Source organism: Bacillus sp. UMB0893, assembly GCF_002858905.1.
In the GTDB taxonomy this organism is placed as follows: Bacteria; Bacillota; Bacilli; order Bacillales; family Bacillaceae; genus Bacillus_P.
The window spans coordinates 45,288-69,163 of sequence record NZ_PKLB01000011.1 but is presented as its reverse complement, the minus strand read 5'-3'; the positions used below and the strand labels follow the sequence as shown (position 1 = coordinate 69,163).

General features: G+C 40.3%; 21 protein-coding genes. 13 read left to right on the top strand and 8 right to left on the bottom strand.

What is annotated here, in order from left to right; genetic code table 11:
- The first annotated feature begins 176 nt into the window (after window positions 1-176).
- The 5 genes from CYJ36_RS21265 (at window position 177) to CYJ36_RS21245 (ending at window position 5,061) form a co-directional block, all read left to right on the top strand.
- Window positions 177-695, top strand: a complete 519-nt coding sequence (locus CYJ36_RS21265) for a hypothetical protein (RefSeq protein WP_101569261.1) — start codon at window positions 177-179, stop codon at window positions 693-695.
- 134 nt (window positions 696-829) lie between these two features.
- Complete coding sequence (gene safA / locus CYJ36_RS21260; protein ID WP_101569260.1) at window positions 830-1,450, top strand: SafA/ExsA family spore coat assembly protein; 621 nt, start codon at window positions 830-832, stop codon at window positions 1,448-1,450.
- 143 nt (window positions 1,451-1,593) lie between these two features.
- Window positions 1,594-2,919 carry a phytoene desaturase family protein gene (locus CYJ36_RS21255; RefSeq protein ID WP_101569259.1) on the top strand — a complete coding sequence of 442 codons (1,326 nt, stop codon included), beginning with the start codon at window positions 1,594-1,596 and terminating at the stop codon, window positions 2,917-2,919.
- On the top strand, window positions 2,888-3,760 hold the full coding sequence (locus CYJ36_RS21250; protein WP_101569258.1) for an RNA polymerase sigma-70 factor: 873 nt from the start codon (window positions 2,888-2,890) through the stop codon (window positions 3,758-3,760). The genes CYJ36_RS21255 and CYJ36_RS21250 overlap by 32 nt, the downstream gene beginning before the upstream one ends.
- Before the next feature lie 146 nt (window positions 3,761-3,906).
- Window positions 3,907-5,061 (top strand): AI-2E family transporter, encoded by a 1,155-nt coding sequence (locus CYJ36_RS21245; RefSeq protein ID WP_101569257.1) that lies wholly within the window; start codon window positions 3,907-3,909, stop codon window positions 5,059-5,061.
- 37 nt (window positions 5,062-5,098) lie between these two features.
- On the opposite strand, the gene CYJ36_RS24700 is transcribed toward CYJ36_RS21245, so the two are convergent.
- Together CYJ36_RS24700 and CYJ36_RS21235 are read right to left on the bottom strand one after the other, a co-directional pair.
- Window positions 5,099-6,832: a glycine betaine ABC transporter substrate-binding protein gene (locus CYJ36_RS24700; protein WP_101569256.1), complete on the bottom strand. Its 1,734-nt coding sequence runs from the start codon at window positions 6,830-6,832 to the stop codon at window positions 5,099-5,101.
- Window positions 6,833-8,038 (bottom strand): quaternary amine ABC transporter ATP-binding protein, encoded by a 1,206-nt coding sequence (locus CYJ36_RS21235; RefSeq protein ID WP_101569255.1) that lies wholly within the window; start codon window positions 8,036-8,038, stop codon window positions 6,833-6,835.
- A gap of 643 nt (window positions 8,039-8,681) precedes the next feature.
- On the opposite strand from CYJ36_RS21235, the gene CYJ36_RS21230 reads away from it, so the two are divergent.
- Entirely contained in the window at window positions 8,682-9,107 is a 426-nt protein-coding gene (locus tag CYJ36_RS21230; protein WP_101569254.1) for an organic hydroperoxide resistance protein, read from the top strand.
- 282 nt (window positions 9,108-9,389) lie between these two features.
- On the opposite strand, the gene CYJ36_RS21225 is transcribed toward CYJ36_RS21230, so the two are convergent.
- Window positions 9,390-9,971 (bottom strand): hypothetical protein, encoded by a 582-nt coding sequence (locus tag CYJ36_RS21225; protein ID WP_219621144.1) that lies wholly within the window; start codon window positions 9,969-9,971, stop codon window positions 9,390-9,392.
- A gap of 140 nt (window positions 9,972-10,111) precedes the next feature.
- Here CYJ36_RS21225 and CYJ36_RS21220 point away from each other — a divergent pair, with 140 nt between their 5' ends.
- Together CYJ36_RS21220 and CYJ36_RS21215 are read left to right on the top strand one after the other, a co-directional pair.
- Window positions 10,112-11,041, top strand: coding sequence for a ring-cleaving dioxygenase (locus CYJ36_RS21220; protein ID WP_101569252.1), 930 nt, complete (start codon window positions 10,112-10,114; stop codon window positions 11,039-11,041).
- A 14-nt stretch (window positions 11,042-11,055) separates the two neighbouring features.
- Complete coding sequence (locus CYJ36_RS21215; RefSeq protein WP_101569251.1) at window positions 11,056-11,664, top strand: flavin reductase family protein; 609 nt, start codon at window positions 11,056-11,058, stop codon at window positions 11,662-11,664.
- A 116-nt stretch (window positions 11,665-11,780) separates the two neighbouring features.
- Here CYJ36_RS21215 and CYJ36_RS21210 read toward each other — a convergent pair whose 3' ends face one another.
- Window positions 11,781-12,278, bottom strand: coding sequence for a GNAT family N-acetyltransferase (locus CYJ36_RS21210; RefSeq protein ID WP_101569250.1), 498 nt, complete (start codon window positions 12,276-12,278; stop codon window positions 11,781-11,783).
- A gap of 193 nt (window positions 12,279-12,471) precedes the next feature.
- Between CYJ36_RS21210 and CYJ36_RS21205 the strand changes: the two genes are divergently transcribed.
- From CYJ36_RS21205 to CYJ36_RS21190, 4 genes are read left to right on the top strand one after another with little or no spacing between them, the layout of a single operon-like run.
- Entirely contained in the window at window positions 12,472-14,220 is a 1,749-nt protein-coding gene (locus tag CYJ36_RS21205) for a PTS mannitol-specific transporter subunit IIBC (protein ID WP_101569249.1), read from the top strand.
- Window positions 14,221-14,242: 22 nt separating this feature from the next.
- A complete protein-coding gene (locus CYJ36_RS21200; RefSeq protein ID WP_101569248.1) occupies window positions 14,243-16,318 on the top strand; it encodes a BglG family transcription antiterminator in 2,076 nt (691 codons plus the stop codon).
- 12 nt (window positions 16,319-16,330) lie between these two features.
- The gene (locus tag CYJ36_RS21195) at window positions 16,331-16,765 is read left to right on the top strand and encodes a PTS sugar transporter subunit IIA (protein ID WP_101569247.1); all 435 of its coding nucleotides are present in this window, start codon (window positions 16,331-16,333) and stop codon (window positions 16,763-16,765) included.
- Window position 16,766: 1 nt separating this feature from the next.
- Entirely contained in the window at window positions 16,767-17,897 is a 1,131-nt protein-coding gene (locus tag CYJ36_RS21190; RefSeq protein WP_101569246.1) for a mannitol-1-phosphate 5-dehydrogenase, read from the top strand.
- Between the two features lie 61 nt (window positions 17,898-17,958).
- On the opposite strand, the gene CYJ36_RS21185 is transcribed toward CYJ36_RS21190, so the two are convergent.
- The 3 genes from CYJ36_RS21185 to CYJ36_RS21175 all read right to left on the bottom strand — a co-directional run bounded on the left by CYJ36_RS21185 (window position 17,959) and on the right by CYJ36_RS21175 (window position 20,455).
- The gene (locus tag CYJ36_RS21185; protein WP_101569245.1) at window positions 17,959-18,405 is read right to left on the bottom strand and encodes a DUF4385 domain-containing protein; all 447 of its coding nucleotides are present in this window, start codon (window positions 18,403-18,405) and stop codon (window positions 17,959-17,961) included.
- Window positions 18,406-18,535: 130 nt separating this feature from the next.
- Entirely contained in the window at window positions 18,536-19,504 is a 969-nt protein-coding gene (locus CYJ36_RS21180; RefSeq protein WP_101569244.1) for a tetratricopeptide repeat protein, read from the bottom strand.
- Between the two features lie 3 nt (window positions 19,505-19,507).
- Entirely contained in the window at window positions 19,508-20,455 is a 948-nt protein-coding gene (locus CYJ36_RS21175) for an ATP-binding protein (RefSeq protein ID WP_101569243.1), read from the bottom strand.
- A 381-nt stretch (window positions 20,456-20,836) separates the two neighbouring features.
- Between CYJ36_RS21175 and CYJ36_RS21170 the strand changes: the two genes are divergently transcribed.
- Complete coding sequence (locus CYJ36_RS21170) at window positions 20,837-21,820, top strand: ring-cleaving dioxygenase (RefSeq protein WP_101569242.1); 984 nt, start codon at window positions 20,837-20,839, stop codon at window positions 21,818-21,820.
- A 233-nt stretch (window positions 21,821-22,053) separates the two neighbouring features.
- Here CYJ36_RS21170 and CYJ36_RS21165 read toward each other — a convergent pair whose 3' ends face one another.
- A complete protein-coding gene (locus tag CYJ36_RS21165; RefSeq protein WP_101569241.1) occupies window positions 22,054-23,769 on the bottom strand; it encodes an ABC transporter ATP-binding protein in 1,716 nt (571 codons plus the stop codon).
- Window positions 23,770-23,876: the final 107 nt, after the last annotated feature.

The following is a 23,876-nucleotide window of genomic DNA, read 5'->3' as shown; positions in this document are numbered from 1 at the left end:
GCTTATTTTTATGGTTGTCATTTTTTTACTTCTAACTCTTATACTTACAGCATGCCTTAAACCTATAACCCTGCAGGAACAGGTGTAGACTATCTGCAGCCTTAAGAGTAGTTTCACAAAAAAGTCTGAAACATATGCAATGCTCCATTCGTATAAATATTAAAGGAGTGTTAGATATGGATAAATGCGTATACTTCACTGATCGAATTTTCTCTTCCGGAAGAACTGATATTTATAATGAATCACAAGAAATACTTGGAAAACTCGATTTGAAAAGTGCATTCACTTCAAGTGTAAGTGTGGAGAATCAAAAAGGCGAGATCATTGTTGAAGGCAGCTTTCCGTTTTTATCTGGCAAATGGACGATTAAACAGCCGAATGGGAAGGAATTTGGCGAGGTAAGGGCTTCATTTTCATTCTTCACAAAGCGTTATAGTTATACAACAAATTCCGGCAGATTTGAGATTGAGTCACCAGCATTCTCAAAAGAATACACTATACTCGATGGGAACAAAGCAGCAGTGGCGACATTCAAAAAAGTAAGCGGAATCTTTCAAGCAGCTGCATACGAATTGAAGAATTACTCAGATTTTCTTCTCACAGAAGAACTGATAGCTGTTGTCATGGGCGTCAATGCAATTGAAAAACGCAGGAGTTCAAGCGCCAGCGGAGGAGGAGCAGGAGGATCTACATAAATTAAATGGATGCCATGCTGCTTTAGGCAGGAAGTGGAAAACATTTTCTGACTAACTTTCCTCTAATGCAAACTCTTTTAATCGGTAAATACTACCGCTATTCTTCAAATCTAGTATTCGTATAAAATAAAGCTATGAAAACATTAAAATCTTTATCACTCATGTTGTTACTAGTCGCTCTAGCCTTTGGATTCAGCAGTCAAGCAAGTGCTGCAAGTACATACACCGTAAAAAGCGATGACACGATGTGGAAAATTGCATCTAAGTATCAGGTTGGCGTTTCGGAGTTAATAAAAGCTAATCCCAGCGTTAAAAATGCAAATATGATTTATCCTGGTCAAGCTCTGAACATTCCAAGCGGAACACCTTATCAAAGCATGGAAAGCGAAGTTGTTACCCTTGTTAATCAGGAACGTGCGAAATACGGCTTAAAGCCGCTTTCAGCCAATTGGGAGCTTGCGAGAGTTGCAAGATATAAATCTGAAGACATGCGGGACAAAAATTATTTCAGCCACACATCACCTACATACGGTTCACCATTTGATATGATGAAGAAATTTGGCATTCAGTACAGCTATGCCGGAGAAAATATTGCTGCAGGCCAAACGACAGCGAAAAGTGTTGTGGCAGCCTGGATGAACAGTGAAGGGCATCGCAAGAATATTTTATCTGCTAATTTTAAAGAAATAGGGGTAGGATATGCGAAAGGCGGCTCTAGCGGCCACTATTGGACGCAGATGTTTATAAGCAAATAAGGAATGAAAGGACAATTCAAAACAGGGTTGTCCTTTTTTGCTTCTTCAAAAATTTCCTGCAATAAACTGATTTTCTCCCTTTCATATGTCACAAACCATTTCCCTCATTCGTCTTGTTTGCAGAATAAGAAGGAGGGAAATGAATGAACATTTTTGATGTCATTATTATTGGCGGAGGACTTGCTGGTTTGACAGCATCCACTTATCTGGCAAGAGAAGGCAAAAAAGTACTTGTTTTGGAAAAGTCAGACCTGATTGGCGGTAGGGCAATCACAACAAATAAGAACGGCATTCTTATGAACCTGGGTGCTCATGCCCTGTACCGCGGGGGAGAAGCAATGACTATATTAAATGAGCTTGGCATATCGTTGGATGGAGGGATTCCTTCAACTGGGGCACATGGGTTGTGGAAGAACCAGGTGTTTACGATACCTACAGATTTACGCTCTGTATTATCTTCTTCATTGCTATCTGTGACAGGCAAAATTACCTTCATCCGGCTCATGATGAAGCTCCGCATGCTCGATATCCATACAATACCTGCTATTAGTTTGAGCGAATGGGCTGAAAAAGAAATAACGGATCCCCTTGTAAGGCACATATTTTATGCTCTTTGCAGAACGACAACCTACACATATGCACCCAAGGTCCAGCTGGCACGTCCTGTTCTAAAACAAATCCAACTGTCGTTGAAAGATGGAGTGTTCTATGTTGACGGTGGCTGGGGATCTCTGGTTACAAAGCTTAGAAAAAAGGCAGAAGAAGCTGGAGCTGCATTTCTTCACCATCAAAACGTTATAGAAGTTGATCCGTATGCTCAGATGAAAAGAGTTTCATGTTCAAATGGAGAATTGTTTGTGGCATCTTCAGTTATTTTGGCTGTTTCTCCTTCTGAAGCATACAAGTTAATAAAAGGTGCTGAAGCTACACCACTTCATGATTGGAAGGAACAGGCGAGGCCTATTACGGCAGCTTGTCTGGATCTTGGATTAAAAAGTCTTCCTCAACCTAAACATCAATTCGTATTAGGGCTGGATCAGCCGCTTTTTTTCACAAATCAGTCGAGAGCGGCAAAACTGAGTGAGGATGGAACCGTTGTTGTGAGCTTGATTAAATATCACGATCCTGCCGTTCTTTCTTGTGAGCCTGAAGCAGATAGAAAACATTTGGAGCATATGATGAATCTGATTCAACCAGGGTGGCAGAAAGAAGTAAGGGAAAAGCAATATCTTCCTAAAATGACTGTAGTACACGATTTCCCCCACATTGGACGGCTTATTAAGCCTGGTCCCGCTATTGAACAAGTCGAAGGGTTATATGCAGCAGGAGATTGGGCAGGGCATGATGAACTATTAGCAGATGCAGCTGCAGCCAGCGGGAAGCGAGCTGCGATGCATATTATCAAAAGTCATGATTCAAAAGAGAGGCTGATGGATCTTGGAGACCGAACAACTCTATCAAACGTATAAACCATTGCTCTTTTCACTGGCTTACCAAATGCTTGGAAGTGTTATGGATGCAGAAGATATTGTTCATGACACCTTCCTTGCATTCGATGAACATAAAAAGAAAGAGGCCATTCAAAATGAGAAAGCATTTTTGTGCAGAATGGTGACGAATCGTACGATTGACAAGCTTCGTTCAAGTGTCCAAAAGCGGAACGTATACATTGGTACGTGGCTGCCGGAACCGTTAGTTGAAGATATCAATAATCCGTCTGAGTCCTATCTTATGAAAGAATCAATTTCAAATGCGTATCTCCTTCTTTTACAGCAATTAACTGAAACTGAGAGATCGGTCTTTCTTTTGCGGGAAGTGTTTCAATACGATTATGATGAAATAGCCGCTATTGTTGAAAAGAGTGCCGTAAACTGCAGGCAAATTTTTCATCGGTCCAGAAAAAGCATGGAGGCCAGGCCAAACACTGACCAGACAGATTTCTCTAAAATGAAGGAGTATGTTGAACAGTTTGTCGGGGCATTGCAAAGGGCGGATATAGGAGCAATGCTTGCGTCGCTTAAAACAGATGCGGTATATAAATCGGATGGAGGCGGAAAAGTCAAAGCTGCGCTTAAACCGATTCACACTGCCGAAAGAATTGTCCGTTTGCTGCTGGGTGTGATGACGAAGCTTCCGAAAGGAACGTCCTTCGAGTATCAAATAGTAAACGGCGGACCCGGCATCATTGTATTGATAAATAATAGGGTGTCATACGTAGTATCCTTTGAATTTGAAGAAGAAAAAATCGATTCCATTTATATGATCGCTAATCCAGATAAGCTTGTTCATTTAAATAATGGCAGAATGTAAATGGGTTAAAGCGCCAGAAGGGTTATCTCCATTCCTCCAATAATTATGAAATAACCATTGGTTATATTTTCATTTTCATAAAAAAGCCACTATAATAATCATAGATAGTGAACTATCTGAGTGCAGAGAGAAAAAGGAGGACACTCATGAAGCCGGTTAATCCCAGAGTAGGGACGTTTAAAAGATTCATTCTGAATAATCGATTTGTTCTTTTCCTGCTGATTTTATTATTGATAGGATTGAACATTCTTGTTTTTATGAAAGTATCCTTTATCTTTACGCCGATTGAGGTTTTAATTAAGACAATTTTGCTGCCGATTATTCTTGCGGCCATCGTTTATTATTTGCTGAATCCAGTTGTCGATTTTTTTGAAAGAAAAGGAATTAAGAGAATTTACACGATACTAGCTCTTTTTATACTGATCATTGGCATACTGACAATTCTGATTGTGTCTGTTATCCCGTTTCTCAGGGAACAGGTAATGAGCTTGATTAACCGTTTTCCGCAATATACGAGAGATGTAGAGCTCCTGGTTAGAGAAGTGGTTGGAAGTGAATTTGTGAATCAGGCACAGAAGACGTTAAATATTAATGTAGCGGATCTGTCGAAACAGATTTCAGATCAGGCCTCGACGATCATTGATAATATGTTTACTGGCATCGGAAATATTGTTGGGATTGTGAAAGACTTTATCCTGGCAATTGTGACTCTTCCATTTATTTTGTTTTATCTATTAAAAGATGGGAAAAAACTTGCCCCCTATTTTCTGAAGTTTTTGCCTGTATCATTTAGAAACTCAACGTTTACAGTGCTGCACGAAATGAATAATCAAATCAGTTCCTATATTAGAGGCCAGATTATCGTCAGTTTTTGCATCGGAGCTTTAATGTATGTCGGCTTTTTGATCATTGGGATGGAATATGCATCGCTGCTCGCACTAATCGCAGCTTTTACAAGTGTGGTTCCCTATTTAGGACCCGCGATTGCGATTACGCCTGCATTAATTATTGCCCTTGTTACCTCTCCATTTATGGTGCTGAAATTAATTATTGTTTGGACAGTAGTGCAATTAGTGGAAGGGAAGTTCATTTCTCCGCAGATTATGGGACGAAATCTTCATATCCACCCAATCACCATCATTTTTGTTATCCTGACCGCCGGGAATTTATTTGGTGTAGTTGGCATCATACTGGCCGTGCCTGGCTATGCGGTATTGAAAGTGATCATTACGCACCTGTTTGAATGGCTGAAGGTCAGAAGCAATATGTATGAAAAAAAAGAGATTAACAATAGAAATTAAAAAACGTGCTGAAGAATAATTCTTCAGCACATTTTAGTTATTTTTTCAGATCTTCAATTGAATCAATCGGCATGTATTCCGGAACGGTTAAACCTAATTTTGTTCCTTTCAGATTTGGCCCAAGATCGACAATTTGATCTTTATATTCGTTGATATAATCCTGATGTGTTGTAGGAAGCCATGCAGCTACTAATGCGTCTGCACTTCCGTTAGCTACACCAGTAAACATTGGTCCTGCTTCTACTTGCTTTAGAGTAACGTCATAGCCTTCATTCTTTAATGCAGCTGCAATGACGTTTGTACTTGCGATTTCAGATTCCCAAGAAACGTAGACGAGGCTTACTTTCTCACCGTTGCCTTTTTGAGTGCCTTCTGTCCATTTTTTCACTTCATCAGGATGGCTTTTCACCCATTTTTCAGCGGCTTCCTCAGGCTTCATTCCTTCTTGGATATCGCCCATCACTTCTTCCATGTCTTTAGGTTCCCAGTAGAATTGATCCAGGATTTTATAAGCACCGGGATTTTCTTCATCTAAGCCTTTTTTGACGATGGTATGAATGGATTCACCTTTTCCGAACGAGCCTTTTGGATCTTCTAAGTATTTCAGCTTGTACTTGGTAAACATCCAATGAGGTGTCCATCCAGTAATAATAATAGGTTCTTTACGATCATAAGCTTTTTGCAATTCAGCGGTCATCGCAGCTGAAGATCCTTCAACTAATGTCCAATCTCCCTTTAAACCATAATCATTCATTGCTTTTTCAGTTGATTTCATCAGTCCGGCTCCAGGATCAATACCGATAATTTCGTAATCAACCTGTTCTCCTACCTTACTTGGAGATGCCTTTTCAGCTTGGCCGCCGCCAACAGAAACTGCAATTAATGCACCGATTACCAATATAGCAACAATACTGTAAGCGAATCTTTTAGGTATCAAGTTACTATAAGCTGGTTTTCGGAGATTTTGTGAAATTCGGTCCAAGATGATTGCGATAATAACAATCGCTAAACCGGCAACAAATCCTTCTCCAACTTGAACCTGTGTAACAGCACGGTAAACTTCAGCCCCTAAGCCTGGTGCACCTACCAATGACGCAATAACGACCATGGATAATGCAAGCATGATGCTTTGGTTAACCCCGGCTAAAATAGTAGGGGCTGCAAGCGGCAGCTGCAGCGTGAAGAGCCTTTGCGAAGTGGTTGAGCCAAAAGCATTTGAAGCCTCGATCAGATCCTCCGGAACTTCACGTATCCCAAGGTTGGTTAACCTGATTGTTGGGGGTACGGCGAAAATAACAGAAGCGATAATTCCTGGAACAACTCCTATTCCGAAGAAAAGAATAGCCGGAATAAGATAAACGAATCCAGGCATAGTCTGCATAAAATCAAGAATAGGGGTGACAACCTGTCTTACTTTATCACTTTGCGAAGCCCATATTCCAATCGGAATACCGATAAGAATGGTGATAATAACGGATGAAAGCACCAGCGCTAACGTGTTGACCGTTGCATCCCAAAGGCCAAGATTTTCAATTAATAGCAAACCTATTAATGTAAAAAGACCAACAGACCAGCGGCTTGTATAAAGAGCGAGCAGTGTAATCAATACAATTAGCACCAGAGGAGGGCCAAGCTCTAAAACCTTTACGAGACTATCAATAAATCCATCGGTTACAGCAGATATGCCGCTGAAAAAACCTTGGAAATTTGTCACGATCCATTTTACGGCTGTATCTACCCAATCAGCGAGAGGGATTTGCGGAAGACCCATTTAATCTACCTCCTTCATGTTCAGATCATCCTTATTACCGGCAAGAGCCCCAATAACAGCACCGCGAATAATAACGCCTTTTAGGCGATTTTCCTGATCAACTACTGCAACAGGGAAGGCAGAATTGGAAAGTGCTTCAATAACGTCTGTAAGCAATGTATCCTCTAGTACGGTTACTAAATTTTTTTCCATCACTTCTTCGACTGACTTATTCTCTTTAACTGCAATTGATGCGTCATCAGCAGTGAGCGCACCTAAGAGCTTTTGTTTACGGTCTACAATAAAGATGCTTGAATATCCTTGAGCCTTCATGATTTGCAGAGCAACACGCGGACCGCGATCGGGAGTCATTCTCTCAGCCCGTTTTAGAACATGTGATGCCTGCAGCACCTTGGAAAGGTCCACATCTTCGACAAATCGTTCTACGTATTTGTCTGCAGGATTCATCATGATTTCCTCTGGTGATCCAATTTGAATCACACTGCCGTCCTTCATTAATGCAATTCGGTCACCTATGCGAAGGGCTTCATCGAGGTCATGAGTAATAAAAATGATTGTTTTTTTCATGGTTTCTTGAAGTTCCAGTAATTCATCCTGCATGTCTTTGCGAATTAAAGGATCTAGCGCACTAAATGCTTCATCCATTAATAGGATGTCTGTATCGCTTGCAAGTGCTCTTGCAAGACCAACCCTTTGCTGCATGCCTCCGCTGAGCTGCGAGGGATACTGATTCTCATATCCCTTCAATCCAACAATCGCCAAGGATTGCATAGCTTTTTCTCTTCTTTCATTTGCTGGTACATTTCGAAGTACAAGCCCATGTTCCGTATTTTCAAGTACGGTTTTATGAGGGAATAAAGCGAAGTTTTGAAATACCATGCTTATTTTATTTCTGCGGACATCTCTTAATTGCTGTGCGGACATTTTTACAATATCAGTATCATCAATTAAAATTTCGCCTTTGGTAGGGTCAATTAACCGATTCAGCATGCGGATCAGTGTTGATTTTCCACTGCCTGAAAGACCCATAACAACAAATATTTCACCTGGGTATATCTCAAAGCTTGCACCATTGACGCCAATGGTTGATCCCGTTTTTTCCAATATCTCTTTTTTTGAATATCCTTCTTCAAGTAACTTAATAGCATTCTTGGGGGATTTTCCGAATACCTTCGTTACATTTTTCACTTCAACTTTTGGTCTCATCCATACACCTCAAAACTGCTTATTTTTTTATGCTGTTTTTGTATTGATTGTTGATTTTGGTTATGAATTTCACCCGTGGATTTCTGCTGCAGGCACTTGCTTTCCGCGGGGAGGAATCGGAGCCTCCTCGGCTATGCCTGTGGGGTCTCCCTTTCCCTTCTATTTCCCGCAGGAGTCAAGTGCCTTACGCTGCAATCCACTAAAGGTTTTAACCATAAAAAAGCAACAAACTTTACGAAAAGAGCCTTTTTTATAATCTAATGAAATTTTCTTTTTTGTTTTCTGCAGTCTCCGGAGACTTTAAATATTTCACGCAAAAAAACAATAACTTTTTAAGTATATAGAACATAAACTTTTGATTGCAGCCGATATGGGTACATGAATGAAAGAGAATACCCTTACATGCCTTGGTGTTGCCAAATGCTCGATGTCAATAGCGGTACTAGTTCAAACCTTATTTATAGTTGATAACTTAGTTTCTGCAAAAAATATTTATTTTATTTAAAGAAAGCCTGAAAGATTTTGAAAATCAATCTTTGCTGCTCGTAAATTTGAAATCGTTCAGAAGAATAACATTTATAAAAAAGGGTATATAAAGTATGTGCATAACAGATTATTTATTTTCTGGAAAGGAAGATGAAAAATGACAGAACCATTATTCACTACCTCTGTTACTGCTGTTGGCGGAAGAGAAGGAAAAGTTCACTCATCAAATGACGTAATTAATATGGATATTGCAATGCCCGGCTCACCTCGAGCAGAAAAAATACCTAATGCAACAAACCCTGAGCAGCTTTTTGCAGCGGGGTATGCAGCTTGTTTCGATGGCGCCTTGCAGCATATGGCAAGAAAAGAAAAAGTGAAATTTGATTCTGAGGTCACTGCCAATGTAAGCTTCCTGAAAGACGAGGCTGACGGAGGATTTAAGCTTGCTGTTAAGCTGGATGTGAAAGGGACAGGCATTGAAAAAGATCAATTAGAAGACCTTGTTCACAAGGCTCATGATTTTTGCCCATATTCAAAAGCAACCAGAGGAAACATTGAAGTTACCCTTGAAGCAATTGTTTGATAATTGAATAGAAAAGGCACCGTTAATTCGGTGCCTTTTCTTTTTTTAGAATAAAAAACACATTCGAATAAACGTGCTTTAAAAAAGTTGGCAAACTTGCTGATTCACTCGCTTATCAAGCTTGTTCACATTTGTACGGGATTATGGGGGAAAGTCTCGGGATATTTTTAAATCGCACCCCAGAGTAGAGAAGAAGAATCGTCATTTTTAGTAGTTTTGTTTCTAAAAATGGTTTTGTCTACACTAAAAGGTGTTTACCATTCGGTAAACACCTTTTGCCTGTTAAAGAATATTCTTTCTGCTGTTCCTGAATCCCTTTACTACATCCACTATCGAAAAGAGAATAACGATGGCAGCTGAACCCCAAATCCATTTGGACCAGACATCTTCTTGATTTTCAGACTGCACTCCGATTGAATCCATTATATTGCTGATAAATGCTTCATTGAAGAGATCGGGATTCAAAAGCATAATACAGTAAAAGCTGCAGAATAGGAGATTGCTTAGAGCATTTAACCATGCTATCCATTTATCCCATCTGCCTGTATAAAGCTTGTAAATGGCAATGAAAAGTTCTAATACGAGAATAACAGCGATGCCGGGGAGATACATCTTAAGAACATCTGCCTGAAATAGGGGGGCAGCGAGCTTGAGATTTTCAAGACCTTTTCCTTGCAGTTCATACCAGCCAAGTATATTCGATGCGTTAAAAAGGATGGAAGCCCATATCACTGTAAAAAACAATTCGAGAAATATTTCAGAACGAGGAATGGCTCTTTTTGGAGTTTGGGTTAAAGCCAGTAAATCATCGGGTGTCCATTTTTTGTTTTTTACATGATCAGAAATGGATACAGTGAATTCCATAATGGCGTTTTGAAAAAATGGCATATCATTGACATAAGAGAAGAAATGAACTAAAATTATCTTGAATTCGAGATAATTTTTTATTTACGTTTTATATAGAAGAAATAAGAGAAAATATTAAAATAAAGGAGAGATTATCCATGACAAAGAAAACAGCAGGTATCCACCATATTACTGCAATGGTCGGTCATCCCCAGGAAAATGCAGATTTTTATGCAGGGGTACTTGGCCTGAGACTAGTAAAGCAAACGATTAATTTTGACGATCCCGGCACATACCATCTTTATTTTGGAGACGAAGCTGGAAAACCGGGTACCATTATTACTTTTTTTCCTTGGCCAGATGCCTATCAAGGCAGAATTGGAGATGGGCAAGTTGGAGTGACATCATATGTTGTTCCATCGGGATCGATGGATTTTTGGGAAAAGAGACTTGAGAAACATAACGTGCCATTCACAAAAATGGAGCGTTTTGGCGAGCAGTATTTAGAATTTGATGACCCCCATGGCCTTCATCTTGAAATTGTAGAAAGAGATGAGGGAGAACGTAACACCTGGGAATTTGGCGGAGTGACATCTGATGTTGCGATAAAAGGGTTCGGAGGGGCCACACTTTTATCAGGACAGCCTGAAAAAACAGCTGACCTTTTAGAAAATATTATGGGATTTGAAAAAATCGGCCAAGAAGGAGATTTTATCCGTTTTCGATCATCAGCAGAAATTGGAAATAGGATTGATTTAAAAATGACTTCAATCGGACGCGGACAAATGGGAGTTGGAACGGTTCACCATATTGCATTCCGTGCAGAAAATGATGAAGATCAGCTAGAATGGCAAAAACATGTTGCAGCCGGCGGGTATCAAGTTACGCCTGTACAGGATCGTCAATATTTCAATGCAATCTATTTCAGAGAACACGGAGAAATTCTTTTTGAAATTGCAACTGATCCTCCGGGGTTTGCACATGATGAAGAGATACTTGGTGAAAAGCTGATGCTGCCAAAATGGTATGAACCGCAAAGAGACAAAATTGAAAAAGTGCTTGCGCCATTTAAGATAAGAGAACTGTAAAGAGGGGGAGTATCATGCTAGCGATAGATCCAGCTTCAAATACGGAAAGGGAGAACTATAAGCTCTTAACCGGCAGCATCATCCCAAGGCCGATTGCATTTGTCACATCATTGGCAGAAGACAGTACACTGAACGGTGCACCGTTTAGCTACTTTAATATCGTCTCATCCAATCCTCCGATGATTTCAGTGTCGGTTCAACGAAGTGAAGGAAAGCAAAAAGATACAGCGAGAAATATAAGTGATGTGAAAGAATTTGTTGTTCATATCGTGGATCATGAAAACGTCGAAAAAATAAACATCACAGCAGCCAACCTTCCGCCTGACCAGAGTGAGATTGAGCTTGCGAAATTAACCCCAGTTACTAGCACCAAGATTGCCGTGCCTGGAATAATGGAATCGAAAGTGCGTATGGAGTGTGTACTGGAACAAATTATTGAGCTGGGCGGAGCAGATTCTCCAGGATGCGATTTAATCATCGGCAAAATCGTTCAGTTTCATATAGAAGAAAGTATTTATGAAAAAGGAAGAATCCATCGTGATGAACTTGGAGCTGTCAGCAGGCTTGCTGGAAATGATTACGCCAGAATCGGAGAAGTGTTTTCAATTGAAAGGCCGAAATAAAAACTGGACCGCATGCTGGTCCAGTTTTTCATTGTGGATAATTAGTAGTGTATGAATTGTAAAGTAGAAATCATTGTTTCCTTGTTAGCTGGCAGTAATCAAATCGCTCATCTTTCTTACAGAAATAAAACCATGTGATCCTCATCATAATAAACTCCATCGGCCTTAAGTGCTCGTTTTTCGTGTCCATACTCAGAGAATCCTAATGAAGTGTAAAGCTGCTTTGCTGATTGATTAGTGCTCACAACTGATAGTTGAAGCTGTTCAATATCGTTCAGCTGCTTTGCTTTTTTTATGGCCTCAAGCATTAGCTCTTTCCCAATTCCTTTACCCCTGTAATAAGGAGAGACGTACATCGCGAAAATCGAAGCTTTGTGTTTGAGCTTGATCTTCGTTTCTTTTACCAGAGTGACAACGCCTGCAAGTGCTTCATTTTCGAAGGCGCCAAACGTAAAGGCAAACTCTGATTGAATTCTCGATTTGAAAAGATTGATTGTAAAGTGCTGTTCTTCCTCAAAGCTTGATCCAAATGCTTCAGGGCGGTTTTTTAAACCTTCCAGCCGGATTGCACGGTAGGCACTGGCATCCGTTTCATTCAAGATTCGAATCTTCATGAGTTCCTCCCCGAATGTTTTCCTCTATTTTACAAGTCTTAGAGCGTGAATTCCAGTCATTTTATAGTTGGCAACAGCACAAGTGACAAAAATAGGTTTTCTTTAAATTGTAGGAACAGGATCTGAGTCTTAAGATAGACATATAGCACTTTAGTAAAACGCTTTCATAATTTTTCCATTAGGAGGTTAATACATGTCTAAACAAAACAATTCAGATATAAAAGTCCGTATTCAGCGCTTTGGAAGTCATCTAAGCGGAATGATTATGCCGAACATTGCGGCATTTATTGCATGGGGACTGATTACAGCTTTATTTATTCCAACAGGCTGGCTGCCGAATAAGGAATTAGCTGAGCTTGTAGGACCGATGATCACATATCTCTTGCCATTGCTGATCGGGTTTACAGGAGGACGCATGGTGTATGACCTGCGCGGAGGAGTCGTTGGTGCGACAGCAACAATGGGGGTTATTGTAGGTTCAGAAATACCGATGTTCCTCGGTGCCATGATTATGGGTCCGCTCGGCGGGTATTTAATCAAAAAAGTGGATCAGCTTTTCAAAGATAAAGTCAAATCTGGTTTTGAGATGCTGTACAACAACTTTTCAGCTGGTATTTTAGCTGGACTATTAACAATAGTAGCTTTTAAAGCAATTGGACCTCTAGTTTCAGGATTAACAAATATTCTGATCGGCGGAGTTGAAGCCATCGTTTCCGCAGGTCTTCTGCCTCTGGCAAGTGTTTTTGTAGAGCCGGCAAAAGTTTTATTCTTAAACAATGCAATCAATCATGGAATCTTTAGTCCAATCGGGATTGAGCAAGCATCAAATGCAGGTAAATCAATCTTATTCTTAATCGAATCAAACCCTGGACCAGGGCTAGGCATTTTGCTTGCCTATATGTTTTTTGGAAAAGGAAATGCTAAACAGTCTTCACCAGGAGCAGCGATTATTCATTTCTTTGGGGGAATTCATGAAATTTACTTCCCTTACATCTTAATGAAGCCACTTTTAATCTTAGCTGCTATTGCCGGCGGAGCAAGTGGAGTTATGACATTCATGCTGTTTGATGCAGGACTTGTAGCTACGCCATCACCTGGAAGCATCTTTGCTCTATTGGCTATGACGCCTAAAGGGAACTTTGCAGGTGTGATTTTAGGGGTATTGGTTGCTACAGCTATTTCATTCTTAGTAGCAAGCGTCATTTTGAAATCATCGAAATCATCCGATGACGAGAGTATTGAAGCGGCAACAGAGAAAATGCAGCAAATGAAAGGCAAAAAAAGCAGTGTGGCAGGCACTCTAACTGCAGAAAAGAAACCATCTGCAGCAAACAGCTACGAAGATGTGCAAAGAGTCGTGTTTGCGTGTGATGCTGGAATGGGATCAAGTGCAATGGGTGCATCTGTTTTGAAAAACAAAATGAAAAAAGCAGAGCTTGACGTTGACGTTACTAACACAGCAATCGCGCAGCTGCCAAATGATGCGGATGTCGTGATTACACATAAAGATTTAACAAGCCGGGCAAAAGAAAAATTGCCAAATGCGATTCATCTTTCTGTAGAAAACTTCTTGAACAGTCCTATCTATGAAAAACTAGTGGAGGATTTAAAGGAAGCTAAGCAACCTGAGAAAGCTTTATCTCAAGGAGATCAAACATCTGCAAAACCTGTTGAAAAAGTAATCTTCGCATGTGATGCCGGAATGGGGTCAAGTGCAATGGGAGCTTCTGTATTGAAAAGTAAATTCAAAAAAGCAGGACTTGATATTGAGGTCACGAATTCGGCTATAAATAATTTGCCAAGTGATGCGGATATTATTATTACACATAAGGATTTAACGGAACGTGCAAAGGCTAAAGTTCCTCAGGCTGACCATATATCCGTTGATAACTTTTTGAACAGCCCTAAATATGATGAGCTGGTTGAGCAGTTAAGGAAGTAATCCGTCTGCTTGGTAAGCAAGGATGGTGATGAATGTGTATATAACAGCAAGAGAACGGGATATTTTAAAACAGCTTTTTGAACAGCACGATTTCATCACAGTTCAAAAGCTTGCAGAGGATATCGGAGTTAGCTCGAGGACCATTCATAGAGAAATGAAAAAGCTTGAAGATACACTGAAGCAATATCGCATCATCATTGAGAAGAAGGCAGGGCAAGGAGTGAAGCTGACTGGTCTAAAGGAAGATATAGACCAGCTGCGGAATGACTTGTCCTCGCAGTCTTCTTATGATTATCTGCAGGATGAGAGGGTAAATTTACTTATATGTGAATTAATTCAGTCGAAGGAACAAATGAAGCTCTTTTCCCTTGCTTCAAAGCTTCTTGTATCTTCTGCCACGATCAGCCATGATTTAGATCGTGTAGAAGAGAAAATAATGGCGTATCAGCTTGAATTAGTAAGAAAAAGAGGCTTTGGTGTTCAGCTGACAGGTGAGGAAACAGCAAAAAGAAGATTGCTCGAAGCGTTATTGCTTGAAACGATTGATGAGCAGGAGTTTATTCATGTTATTGAAAAGAAACCTCCAGCACAGACTGAAAGCCAAACGTATCTAGGGATTCTAACCAGCTGTGAGCTAACTGAAATTGATGATGCATTGAAGCCAATCTTTGAAATGATGCCATATGAAATCACAGATAACGCTTATTTTGCATTGTTGATTCATTTAGGTGTTGCCATAAAAAGGCTCTTGCAGCATGAACCTGTCTCATTTGAAAAGAATGAATTGCAGGGTGATGAATATAAAATCGCTTCACAAATAGGAGATCAGTTAGAGAAAAAGTTCTCCATCCTGATTCCAGATGAAGAAATTGCACAGATTGCTGTACATCTGCGGAGAGCGAGAAGGCAAAATGAAGACTTTAACTTTGAACAAAGAAATTCATTGATCTCCCTGCATGTGAAGCAGTTAATTGAGTATGTTGCTGATGAACTTGGAGCTCCTCTCAGGAAAAATCAATCGCTGTACAATGGACTCGTTTCACATCTTGAACCAGCGTATTACCGAATGAAGGATGGCATTTTTACACATAATCCGTTTGCCAAGGAGACAAAAGAAAATTATCCAAAGCTTTATGAAGCTGTGAAAAAAGGATTGGAGCTTGTGTTCCCTTCACTCATTTTTCCAGATGATGAAACAGCCTTTGTCGTCCTGCATTTTGGTTCAGCGCTGGAAGAAAGAAGGCAAGTCTATTCATTTAAAGCGTTAATCGTTTGCTCAAGCGGGATTGGATCATCGAAAATGCTCGCAACGAGAATACACAAAGAGATTCCGGAAATAACGGAAACAACCTTATCTTCATTGATCGGATTAAAAAAGCTGAAAATAGAGGAATTTGATTTAATTATCTCAACCGTCAGTTTGCCGCTTGATTCCACTGAATATATACAGGTAGGTCCGCTGCTTGCCGATCATGAAGCTGAAAAAATCCGCAATCTATTAAAAAGAATGACCAAGTCTAAAAAGATGACGAAGCATCCAAGCTATGCAGAGGCTCTCGGTGAGGTAAATTTACTTGAGAAAATAGAAGTATTTGATAAAGCAGCAAAGACGGTCAAAGAACTTCTTCAGCATTTCAGAGTCTACCATTTCTATAATCAGGAAAATCACCGGGACGTTTTATTATCAGCAGCAGAGGTATTGAAGGAACAGGGGCTCATTACCGATTCTGAAACGCTGACACGTGAACTTTTAAAGCGGGAGGAGCTTGGGGGACTAGGTATCCCCGATTCTTCGATTGCCCTTTATCATTGCAGAGATGCATGCAACCTTAAACCTGTTTTCGTTATTTTTAATCTTGAACACCCTTATAAGGTCCCGAGCATGGACAACAAGGAAATTGAAATGAAGACACTTGCTTTGTTGCTGGCACCTGAAGATTTTTCTCATACAGGTCTTGAAATTCTAAGCCTGATCAGTGCGACTTTAATTGAAACCGAGGAAAATCTTCAGCTCTTTCAATCAGGTGATGGAGCAAAAATGACAGCAGTGTTAAATGAAACCTTTCACAAATGGCTATCACAAAAATTTACGAAATAGGAGTGTACGACAATGAAAAAAATACTGGATGAGACAAATATCCTCCTAAATCAAACAATTGGATCAAAGGAAGAAGCAATTCGTTTAACTGGAAACCTACTCGTTGAAAACGGATATGTAAACGAGGACTATGTAGAAAAAATGCTTGAGCGTGAAGAACTGTCTACTACCTATATGGGGAACGGCGTTGCAATCCCTCATGGCACAGAAGATGCTAAAAAAGAAGTCAATCATTCAGGCATCTCTGTTGTTCAAGTTCCGGGCGGAGTCGATTTTGGAACAGGAGAGGACGCGAAAATCCTATTTGGAATCGCCGGTAAAGATGGCGAGCATTTAGAGCTTCTATCAAAGATTGCGATTCTTTGCTCAGAAGAAGATAATGTAAAAAAATTACTTGAAGTAACCTCAAAACAAGAGCTGATTGCTTTATTTGAAGAGGAGAATTAAGATGATTGCCGTACATTTTGGAGCAGGGAACATTGGACGCGGTTTTATAGGAGCCTTATTGAGCGGTGCTGGATATGAAGTTTATTTTGCTGACATCAATAAGGATGTCATTGACGCATTAAATGAAAAAGGAAAGTATGAAGTCAGATTAGCTTCTGATGAGAATCAATCCTTTCTTGTATCAGGTGTTAAAGGAATAAACAGCAATAAAAATGCGGAAGACGTGATTTCAAAAATTGCAGAGGCTGACCTGATCACGACTGCGGTAGGGCCAAACGTATTAAAGTTTGTTGCAAAAACAATTGCCGAAGGTCTGAAAAAGAAAAATCAAGCAGCAAATGTGATCGCATGTGAAAATATGATTGGCGGTACGGATCATTTGAAAAGCGAAATCTTCAAGCATTTGAGTGAAGAAGAACAAACTAGAATATCAGGCTTAATCGGCTTTCCTAATTCAGCAGTCGATCGCATTGTGCCCATTCAGGAAAACGAAGATCTTCTAAGTGTTTCCGTTGAACCATTCTTTGAGTGGGTCATTGAGCAATCAAAGGTAAAAGGAAACATGCCTTCGATTCAAGGAGTCACATATGTGGATGACCTTATTCCTTATATTGAGCGCAAACTCTTTACAGTGAATACAGGGCATGCTGTGGCAGCTTATGCCGGTTATCATAAAGGGCTGGCAACAATTAAAGAAGCTATTGAGAATTCAGAGGTTCGCAGCATTGTTCTAAGCGCACTGAATGAAACAAGCACTTTGCTTGTAAAAGAGTATGGCTTTAATGAAGAAGAGCATTTGAACTATGTGAAAAAAATTATTACCAGATTTGAAAATAAACACATTTCAGATGAGGTTACACGTGTTGGCAGATCGCCAAAACGAAAACTGGGCTTTGACGATCGTCTTGTGGCGCCTGCAAGAAGACTGCTTGATATGGGGATTACGCCTGATTATCTTGCGGTTGGCATAGCAGCAGGCCTGAAATATGATTTTAACAAAGATGAAGAAGCAGCTGAAATTCAAAAGCTGATTAAAGACAAGGGTGTATCTGGAGCATTGCAGGAAGTTTCTCAGCTTCCGGAAAATCATCCGCTGATTGCAATAGTTGAAGAAAAATACAATAATCTATAAAGAGAAAAACCTATCATTCTTAGCAATGATAGGTTTTTCTGACTTTTGGAAAGAAGCAATGCTATCCATACTTTTTCTGATGTTCTTTCTTCATGATAAAATACTCTTCATCTTCCTTTGCTGCCATCCACATTTCTTTAAAAATGGCAGCAGACTCTGCCTTTTCCTCGTTAATCTGCCTTTTATAAATGTCTCCATCTTCTTTGTACTTTTTCCCGCCCTTATAATTGGCATATCGTCTTGCCCGGGTATAGCCCATCTGCAGGAATTTACGTGCCATGTCCATTCCGACAAAGTCGTCATTATCCTTATATTCAAGAAAAAGATGGTAGATCTTTTCCGAAGATTCCTTTGCCATTTCAGGGGTTTTAAAGCGCCAATAAGGAAGAATTTCACTTTTGTAAGGCTCAACAAGCAGAACACCCTGCTCGCCTCTGCCAACGCGGTATTTCTCGGGATGTTTTCTGAAATCCGTGTTTTCAAAGTCTTCATCGTAATTAAAAGTCAAACGACTCACCCCCAAAGTACTATACCTGATTGGAATAAACTGTGAAACGTTAGGGTGTGCTGGAAATAAAGAAGACCCTCTTTAAGCAGAAAGTTTTAAAAGCCGGGGATGAAACTTGGTATTCTGACCTTTACTCCAAGAACAGACCAGCTACACCCATACCAACTAAAACAAGAAACAAGCCTGTAATAATAGCATTTGAGATTTTGATCTTCTGCTTCCTGCGGGAAATACCCAGCTTCCTGCTAATCAGCACCCCTGTTATAAAATTGCTGAGGTAATAGGGACCCAGCGTACAGAAGAGATACATCCAAAATAATGGATTGAAGACAAAAAAGATAAAGAGCATCAAGATCCAAAATAAGACGGGGGATATCCTTCTCAAGAAGGTGTTAACCTGCACAACTCGCAAGATAGCATTATGAAAAACATAAGAAGTTTTTAAGAATTCCAAGTATTGTTCGCGATACGCTTCTTCTTCCGGTTCTATTTCTGCAGCAAGCCGGCTGAGCTCTCTGGCTTGTTTGAAGTCTCCGCGATTAAATGCCGTGTTGGCCAATGAGTAAAAAACATGTGGATCATTGTCATTTTTCACTAAGGCAACTTGTTCAAATTCCTTAGACTTCTTTTTTTTGTTAGACAAGAGTAAAAAATTGCTATAGGCTGCAAGGTAAACCGGATCTTCGCTCTCATAATCAAGGGCTGTTTCCATGAACTTGAGTGAATCCTTGATTTTGTTCTTTTGCAAGGCTCTCATGGCTTTTAAATAATAGAAATGGGCAACATCCGGATACAGCTGTAATGCATCTTCTACCACAATATCGAACGTTTTCATATCACCGCTCTGATAATAGGAGCTGACGAGCAGGAAGTTCCCCGTGTAATCCTCAGGATCTTTTTTTAATGCTTCTTTTGAAAAGTGAATCGACGCTTCAAAGTCTTCTTTATGATAATAAACGTGTGCCAAGATCGAATAGAAATGAGCAATTTCTGGATCAGATGCGATAAGGTTTTGCGCTTCTTCAATCGCCTCATCATATCTTCTTAATTCTCTAAGCTTATGAATTCGCTGGGTCGTATGAATAGGCCAATCATTCATGGCTTACCTGATTCCATGTGTCTTCATATAGTGAAGAACATTCTTGTAATCTTTATTCGTATCGCTGAATGTGGCGTAATTCTTTGCTGTAGCAAACCATTCAAGTGTTGTAGGATTTCGATCTTTGGCTGATTTCAGTAAATCGGCATTAGACATTGGCTGGAGACTCCCTTTTTCAAGAGAACGTTCAATGGCTTTTGAAACCGCGTCATCGATCACCTGTGTTAAATCTGCGCCTGAGAAATGGGCGGTCGTCTTTGCAATTTTAGAAAGCTCAAGTTTTTCCTGCGGTTTATCCTTTGTTTTAATGGAAAGAATCAGCTCTCGTTCCTGCTCAGAGGGCGGTGGAATAAACAGCAGCGAATTGAACCTGCCAGGACGGCGCAGAGCTGGATCTAAATACCACGGAGTATTTGTAGCTCCGATTATATAGACTTGGTCATTAAAGGATTGCAGGCCATCGAGCTCAACTAAAAGCTGGTTCACGAGCACGCGATCATGATGCTGGTTCATCCTGTGGCGGTTGCCTCCTAAAGCATCAAGCTCATCAATAAATAAAACACATGGCTTCTGTTCCCTAGCTTTTTCAAAAATATCATGAAGATTATGCTCGCTTTGACCTACATACATCGAAAGAATCGCCTGCAATTCCAAATGAATGAAGCTTGCATCAATTTCTCCTGCAATCGCTTTTGCAAGGAAGGTTTTCCCGCATCCGGGAGGACCATACAGCAGCAGGCTCCCCCCGCCGGTTTTCCCGTAAGCCTGAAAAAACTCCGGAGATTGAATCGGCAAAATAAAGTCCATTCGAATCCGTTTTTTAACTTCCTCCAGCCCTCCGACATCTTCAAACGTTTCTTTCGGCTGCATCGTCTCAATCAAGCTGTTTTTATCTTTATCAAACTGAATCACTTTTAAGTTTTTGCGTCTCTTGTCATCTCCAGAGCTCATGCGACCCCTCCTATAATGAACAAATATTCCTCTTTGATACTAGCAAAATATGAAACTTTTTCCAACATTGAAATTGGATTAATAAGGGTTTAGCTGAAAATAAAGTGTCCAACACGCCGAAATCGCTGTTCAACGAGCCAAGAAAGGTTTCCAACACGCCGAAATCCCAGTTCAATTCGCCAAAACAAGCATCCAATTCGCCAGCTGTCTTTTAGAAAGCTTTTAGAAAGGAGAATTGTCCTTTTCTAGATGCCTTTGGCCATATAATCTTGATCCTATTCGGATCTTTTGGATTCAGCCACCTATATTTGACAACACTATTTATTGCGTGTATATTATGAGTATAATAAATATCTCGAATTCGAGATAATATTCGGAGGGATGAACATGCAACCGTTAAAAGGTATTCACCACGTTTCCGCAATCACGGCAAAAGCACCTGAAAACTACGAGTTTTATACGAAAACATTAGGATTGAGATTAATTAAGAAAACGGTTAACCAAGATGATGTATCTGTGTACCATTTATTTTATGGAGATGAAAAGGGCAATCCAGGCACAGAGCTGACTTTCTTTGAAATACCAAATGCAGGAAGAGTTCATGAAGGAGTCAACAGTATTTCGGCAACTTCCTTGCGTGTCCGAAACGATGAAGCTCTCGCTTACTGGAAAAAAAGATTTGAAGAGCAAAACGTAGAGCATGGGGAGATTGTTCAGGCCGGCAATCGTGCGACCTTATCTTTCAAAGATTTCGAAGGGCAGCGCCTGAAATTAGTTTCTGATGAAAATAACACAGGGGTGGCTGGAGGACAGCCATGGGATAAGAGCCCGATTCCTTCTGAATTTGCAATCATTGGTCTCGGTCCAGTGAAATTAACAGTAGCTGTCCCTGAAAGAACAATTGAAATTTTAACAGAGCTTCTCGGCTTTAGAGCAAAAGGGAGCTATCCATCAGATGTGCCTGGCCAGCCTGACATCTTAGTATTTGAAACAGGTGAAGGCGGCTCAGGAGCAGAGATTCATATTGAAGAACGTATAGACCTTCCGTCAGAACGCCTAGGCCGCGGGGGTGTGCATCATGTTGCCTTCCGTGTCGATAATGAAGAAGAAATGCACAAATGGGTTGAAAAACTGAAATCAGAGAGAATTCCAAGCTCAGGGTTTGTCGATCGCTTTTACTTCCGTTCTCTTTATTTCAGAGAGCCAAATGGCATCCTGTTCGAGCTTGCAACGGATGGACCAGGGTTCGATACAGATGAAGATCTTCTCCATTTAGGAGAATCCCTTGCACTTCCGCCGTTTCTTGAAAACCGACGTGCTGAAATAGAGGCAAAATTGAAACCTTTGAATACAAAATTAAACTAAAAAAAGCTGATCCGGTTGTCGGATCAGCTTTTTAGCTTATGCTGAGAAACATTCTTTCCCATTTTAAATTGTAATTGGTCAATGAATGGGATTCTATCAGTGGAAATTCAAAGTTTATCAGTCAATATCTGTATTTTATCAGTGAAAATTCATCATTTATCAGTTAAATTACTAGTCAGTTGAAATTCTGCTTTTATCAGTTAAATCCCAATACTCTGCATAAACATACCGAATTAAGACTGAAACTGAGCTTCATAAAGTCTGCGGTATCCTTTGCCTTCTGCCATCAGTTCCTCGTGGGAGCCTTGTTCGGCAATCCCATCTTTATTTACAACGATGATTCTGTCTGCGTTTTTAATCGTAGCCAGTCTGTGGGCAATGACAAGTGTAGTCCTGCCTGCAGACAGCTTTGCCAAGGAATCCTGAATGGCTTTTTCTGTCTCTGTATCCAGCGCAGAGGTAGCTTCATCCAGAATAAGGATTGGCGGATTCTTCAAGAACATTCTTGCGATGGACAAGCGCTGTTTTTGGCCGCCTGATAATTTGACGCCGCGCTCTCCAATGACAGTATCAAGTCCGTTCGGAAGAGAATAGATCATTTCTTCTAATTGTGCATGCTTCGCCGCCAGCCAGATGTCATGCTCTGTGGCCCCTAGCTTTCCATACACGATATTTTCTCTCATTGTTCCTGAAAAAAGGAATACATCCTGCTGAACAATGCCAATCTGCTTGCGAAGAGAAGAAAGCGTCAAATCGCGGATATCCATTCCGTCAACGATGATTTTTCCTGCACTTACCTCATAAAAGCGGGGCAGAAGGCTGCATAATGTTGTTTTGCCTGCTCCAGAAGGCCCCACAAATGCTACGGTTTCCCCAGCATGGATGGTTAAATCAATTTCGTTTAACACGTTATCCTCATTTTGATACCCAAAGGATACACCTTCATAACGAATGTCTCCCGTTAACTTTCCTGCTTCAGCTGCATCAGGCTTATCTTTGATGTCAGGCTCTGTATCAATCAGTTCGATATAGCGCTTAAAGCCTGCAATTCCTTTAGGATAGCTTTCAATGATTGCATTAATTTTTTCGATGGGGCGAAAGAGAACATTCGTTAATAAAACAAATGCAATAAATCCCCCGCTAGAAAGTTCATTTTGAATGACAAACCATGTTCCGCATACAAGAACAAACAGTGTGACAAGCCTCATAAGAAAATAGCTGATCGATATATTCAATGCCATAATTTTATAAGCAAGCAATTTGGACAAACGAAAGCGCAGGTTATTTTTCTGAAATTGAGTTTTCTCGAATGTCTCATTTCCAAAAGCCTGAACAACACGAATCCCGCTGACGTTATTTTCTACACGTGCACTGAAGTCTGCAATATCTGTATAAAGCTGATGGATAGCACCGGTCATTTTATTGTTGAAAAATACGGCAAGGAAAAGCAGGAATGGAATCACCAAAAACGTAAGCAAGGCTAGCTTTACGTTAATCGCGAGCATAACGGAAAAAGCACCGATCAATGTCATCACAGCGATGAATAAATCCTCAGGTCCATGATGCGCGAGTTCCCCGATTTCCATCAAATCATTTGTCAGACGTGAAATTAAGTGACCTATTTTTGTATTGTCAAAAAAGCGGAATGACAGCTTTTGAATATGTTCAAACAGCTTTTTGCGCATATCTGTTTCGATATTAATTCCAAGCATGTGGCCCCAATAGGTGACGATATATTGCAAGCCTGTATTTAATATGTAAAGCAGGAGCAGCCCGGCGCATGCCCAGATAATTATATTCCAGTCGCCGCTGGGAAGAAGGCGGTCAATAAATGCATTGACGACGAGCGGGAAGCCAAGTTCCAGCAGTCCGGCAATGACTGCACAAGAAAAATCAATTAAAAATAACCTTTTATAAGGGCGATAATAGGCAAAAAAACGCTTAAGCATGATACCACTCATTTCTTATCCATTTTCTATAATAAGTATAGCGATTGTTCGCACATAAAAACAATCACATTTTACCTGATCCTGCCATCATCAGGAAAATGTGAAAA

Bases quoted from the DNA above. Each gene is read 5' to 3' on its own strand.
- CYJ36_RS21245 (WP_101569257.1), top strand. From the start codon at position 3,907: ATGAAGCCGGTTAATCCCAGAGTAGGGACGTTTAAAAGATTCATTCTG.
- CYJ36_RS21180 (WP_101569244.1), bottom strand. From the start codon at position 19,504: ATGAATGATTGGCCTATTCATACGACCCAGCGAATTCATAAGCTTAGA.
- CYJ36_RS21230 (WP_101569254.1), top strand. From the start codon at position 8,682: ATGACAGAACCATTATTCACTACCTCTGTTACTGCTGTTGGCGGAAGA.
- CYJ36_RS21255 (WP_101569259.1), top strand. From the start codon at position 1,594: ATGAACATTTTTGATGTCATTATTATTGGCGGAGGACTTGCTGGTTTG.
- CYJ36_RS21190 (WP_101569246.1), top strand. From the start codon at position 16,767: ATGATTGCCGTACATTTTGGAGCAGGGAACATTGGACGCGGTTTTATA.
- CYJ36_RS21215 (WP_101569251.1), top strand. From the start codon at position 11,056: ATGCTAGCGATAGATCCAGCTTCAAATACGGAAAGGGAGAACTATAAG.
- CYJ36_RS21200 (WP_101569248.1), top strand. From the start codon at position 14,243: ATGGTGATGAATGTGTATATAACAGCAAGAGAACGGGATATTTTAAAA.
- CYJ36_RS21205 (WP_101569249.1), top strand. From the start codon at position 12,472: ATGTCTAAACAAAACAATTCAGATATAAAAGTCCGTATTCAGCGCTTT.
- CYJ36_RS21195 (WP_101569247.1), top strand. From the start codon at position 16,331: ATGAAAAAAATACTGGATGAGACAAATATCCTCCTAAATCAAACAATT.
- CYJ36_RS21165 (WP_101569241.1), bottom strand. From the start codon at position 23,769: ATGCTTAAGCGTTTTTTTGCCTATTATCGCCCTTATAAAAGGTTATTT.
- CYJ36_RS21170 (WP_101569242.1), top strand. From the start codon at position 20,837: ATGAACATGCAACCGTTAAAAGGTATTCACCACGTTTCCGCAATCACG.
- CYJ36_RS21235 (WP_101569255.1), bottom strand. From the start codon at position 8,038: ATGAGACCAAAAGTTGAAGTGAAAAATGTAACGAAGGTATTCGGAAAA.
- CYJ36_RS21175 (WP_101569243.1), bottom strand. From the start codon at position 20,455: ATGAGCTCTGGAGATGACAAGAGACGCAAAAACTTAAAAGTGATTCAG.
- CYJ36_RS21220 (WP_101569252.1), top strand. From the start codon at position 10,112: ATGACAAAGAAAACAGCAGGTATCCACCATATTACTGCAATGGTCGGT.
- CYJ36_RS21210 (WP_101569250.1), bottom strand. From the start codon at position 12,278: ATGAAGATTCGAATCTTGAATGAAACGGATGCCAGTGCCTACCGTGCA.
- CYJ36_RS24700 (WP_101569256.1), bottom strand. From the start codon at position 6,832: ATGGGTCTTCCGCAAATCCCTCTCGCTGATTGGGTAGATACAGCCGTA.
- safA (WP_101569260.1), top strand. From the start codon at position 830: ATGAAAACATTAAAATCTTTATCACTCATGTTGTTACTAGTCGCTCTA.
- CYJ36_RS21265 (WP_101569261.1), top strand. From the start codon at position 177: ATGGATAAATGCGTATACTTCACTGATCGAATTTTCTCTTCCGGAAGA.
- CYJ36_RS21225 (WP_219621144.1), bottom strand. From the start codon at position 9,971: ATGGAATTCACTGTATCCATTTCTGATCATGTAAAAAACAAAAAATGG.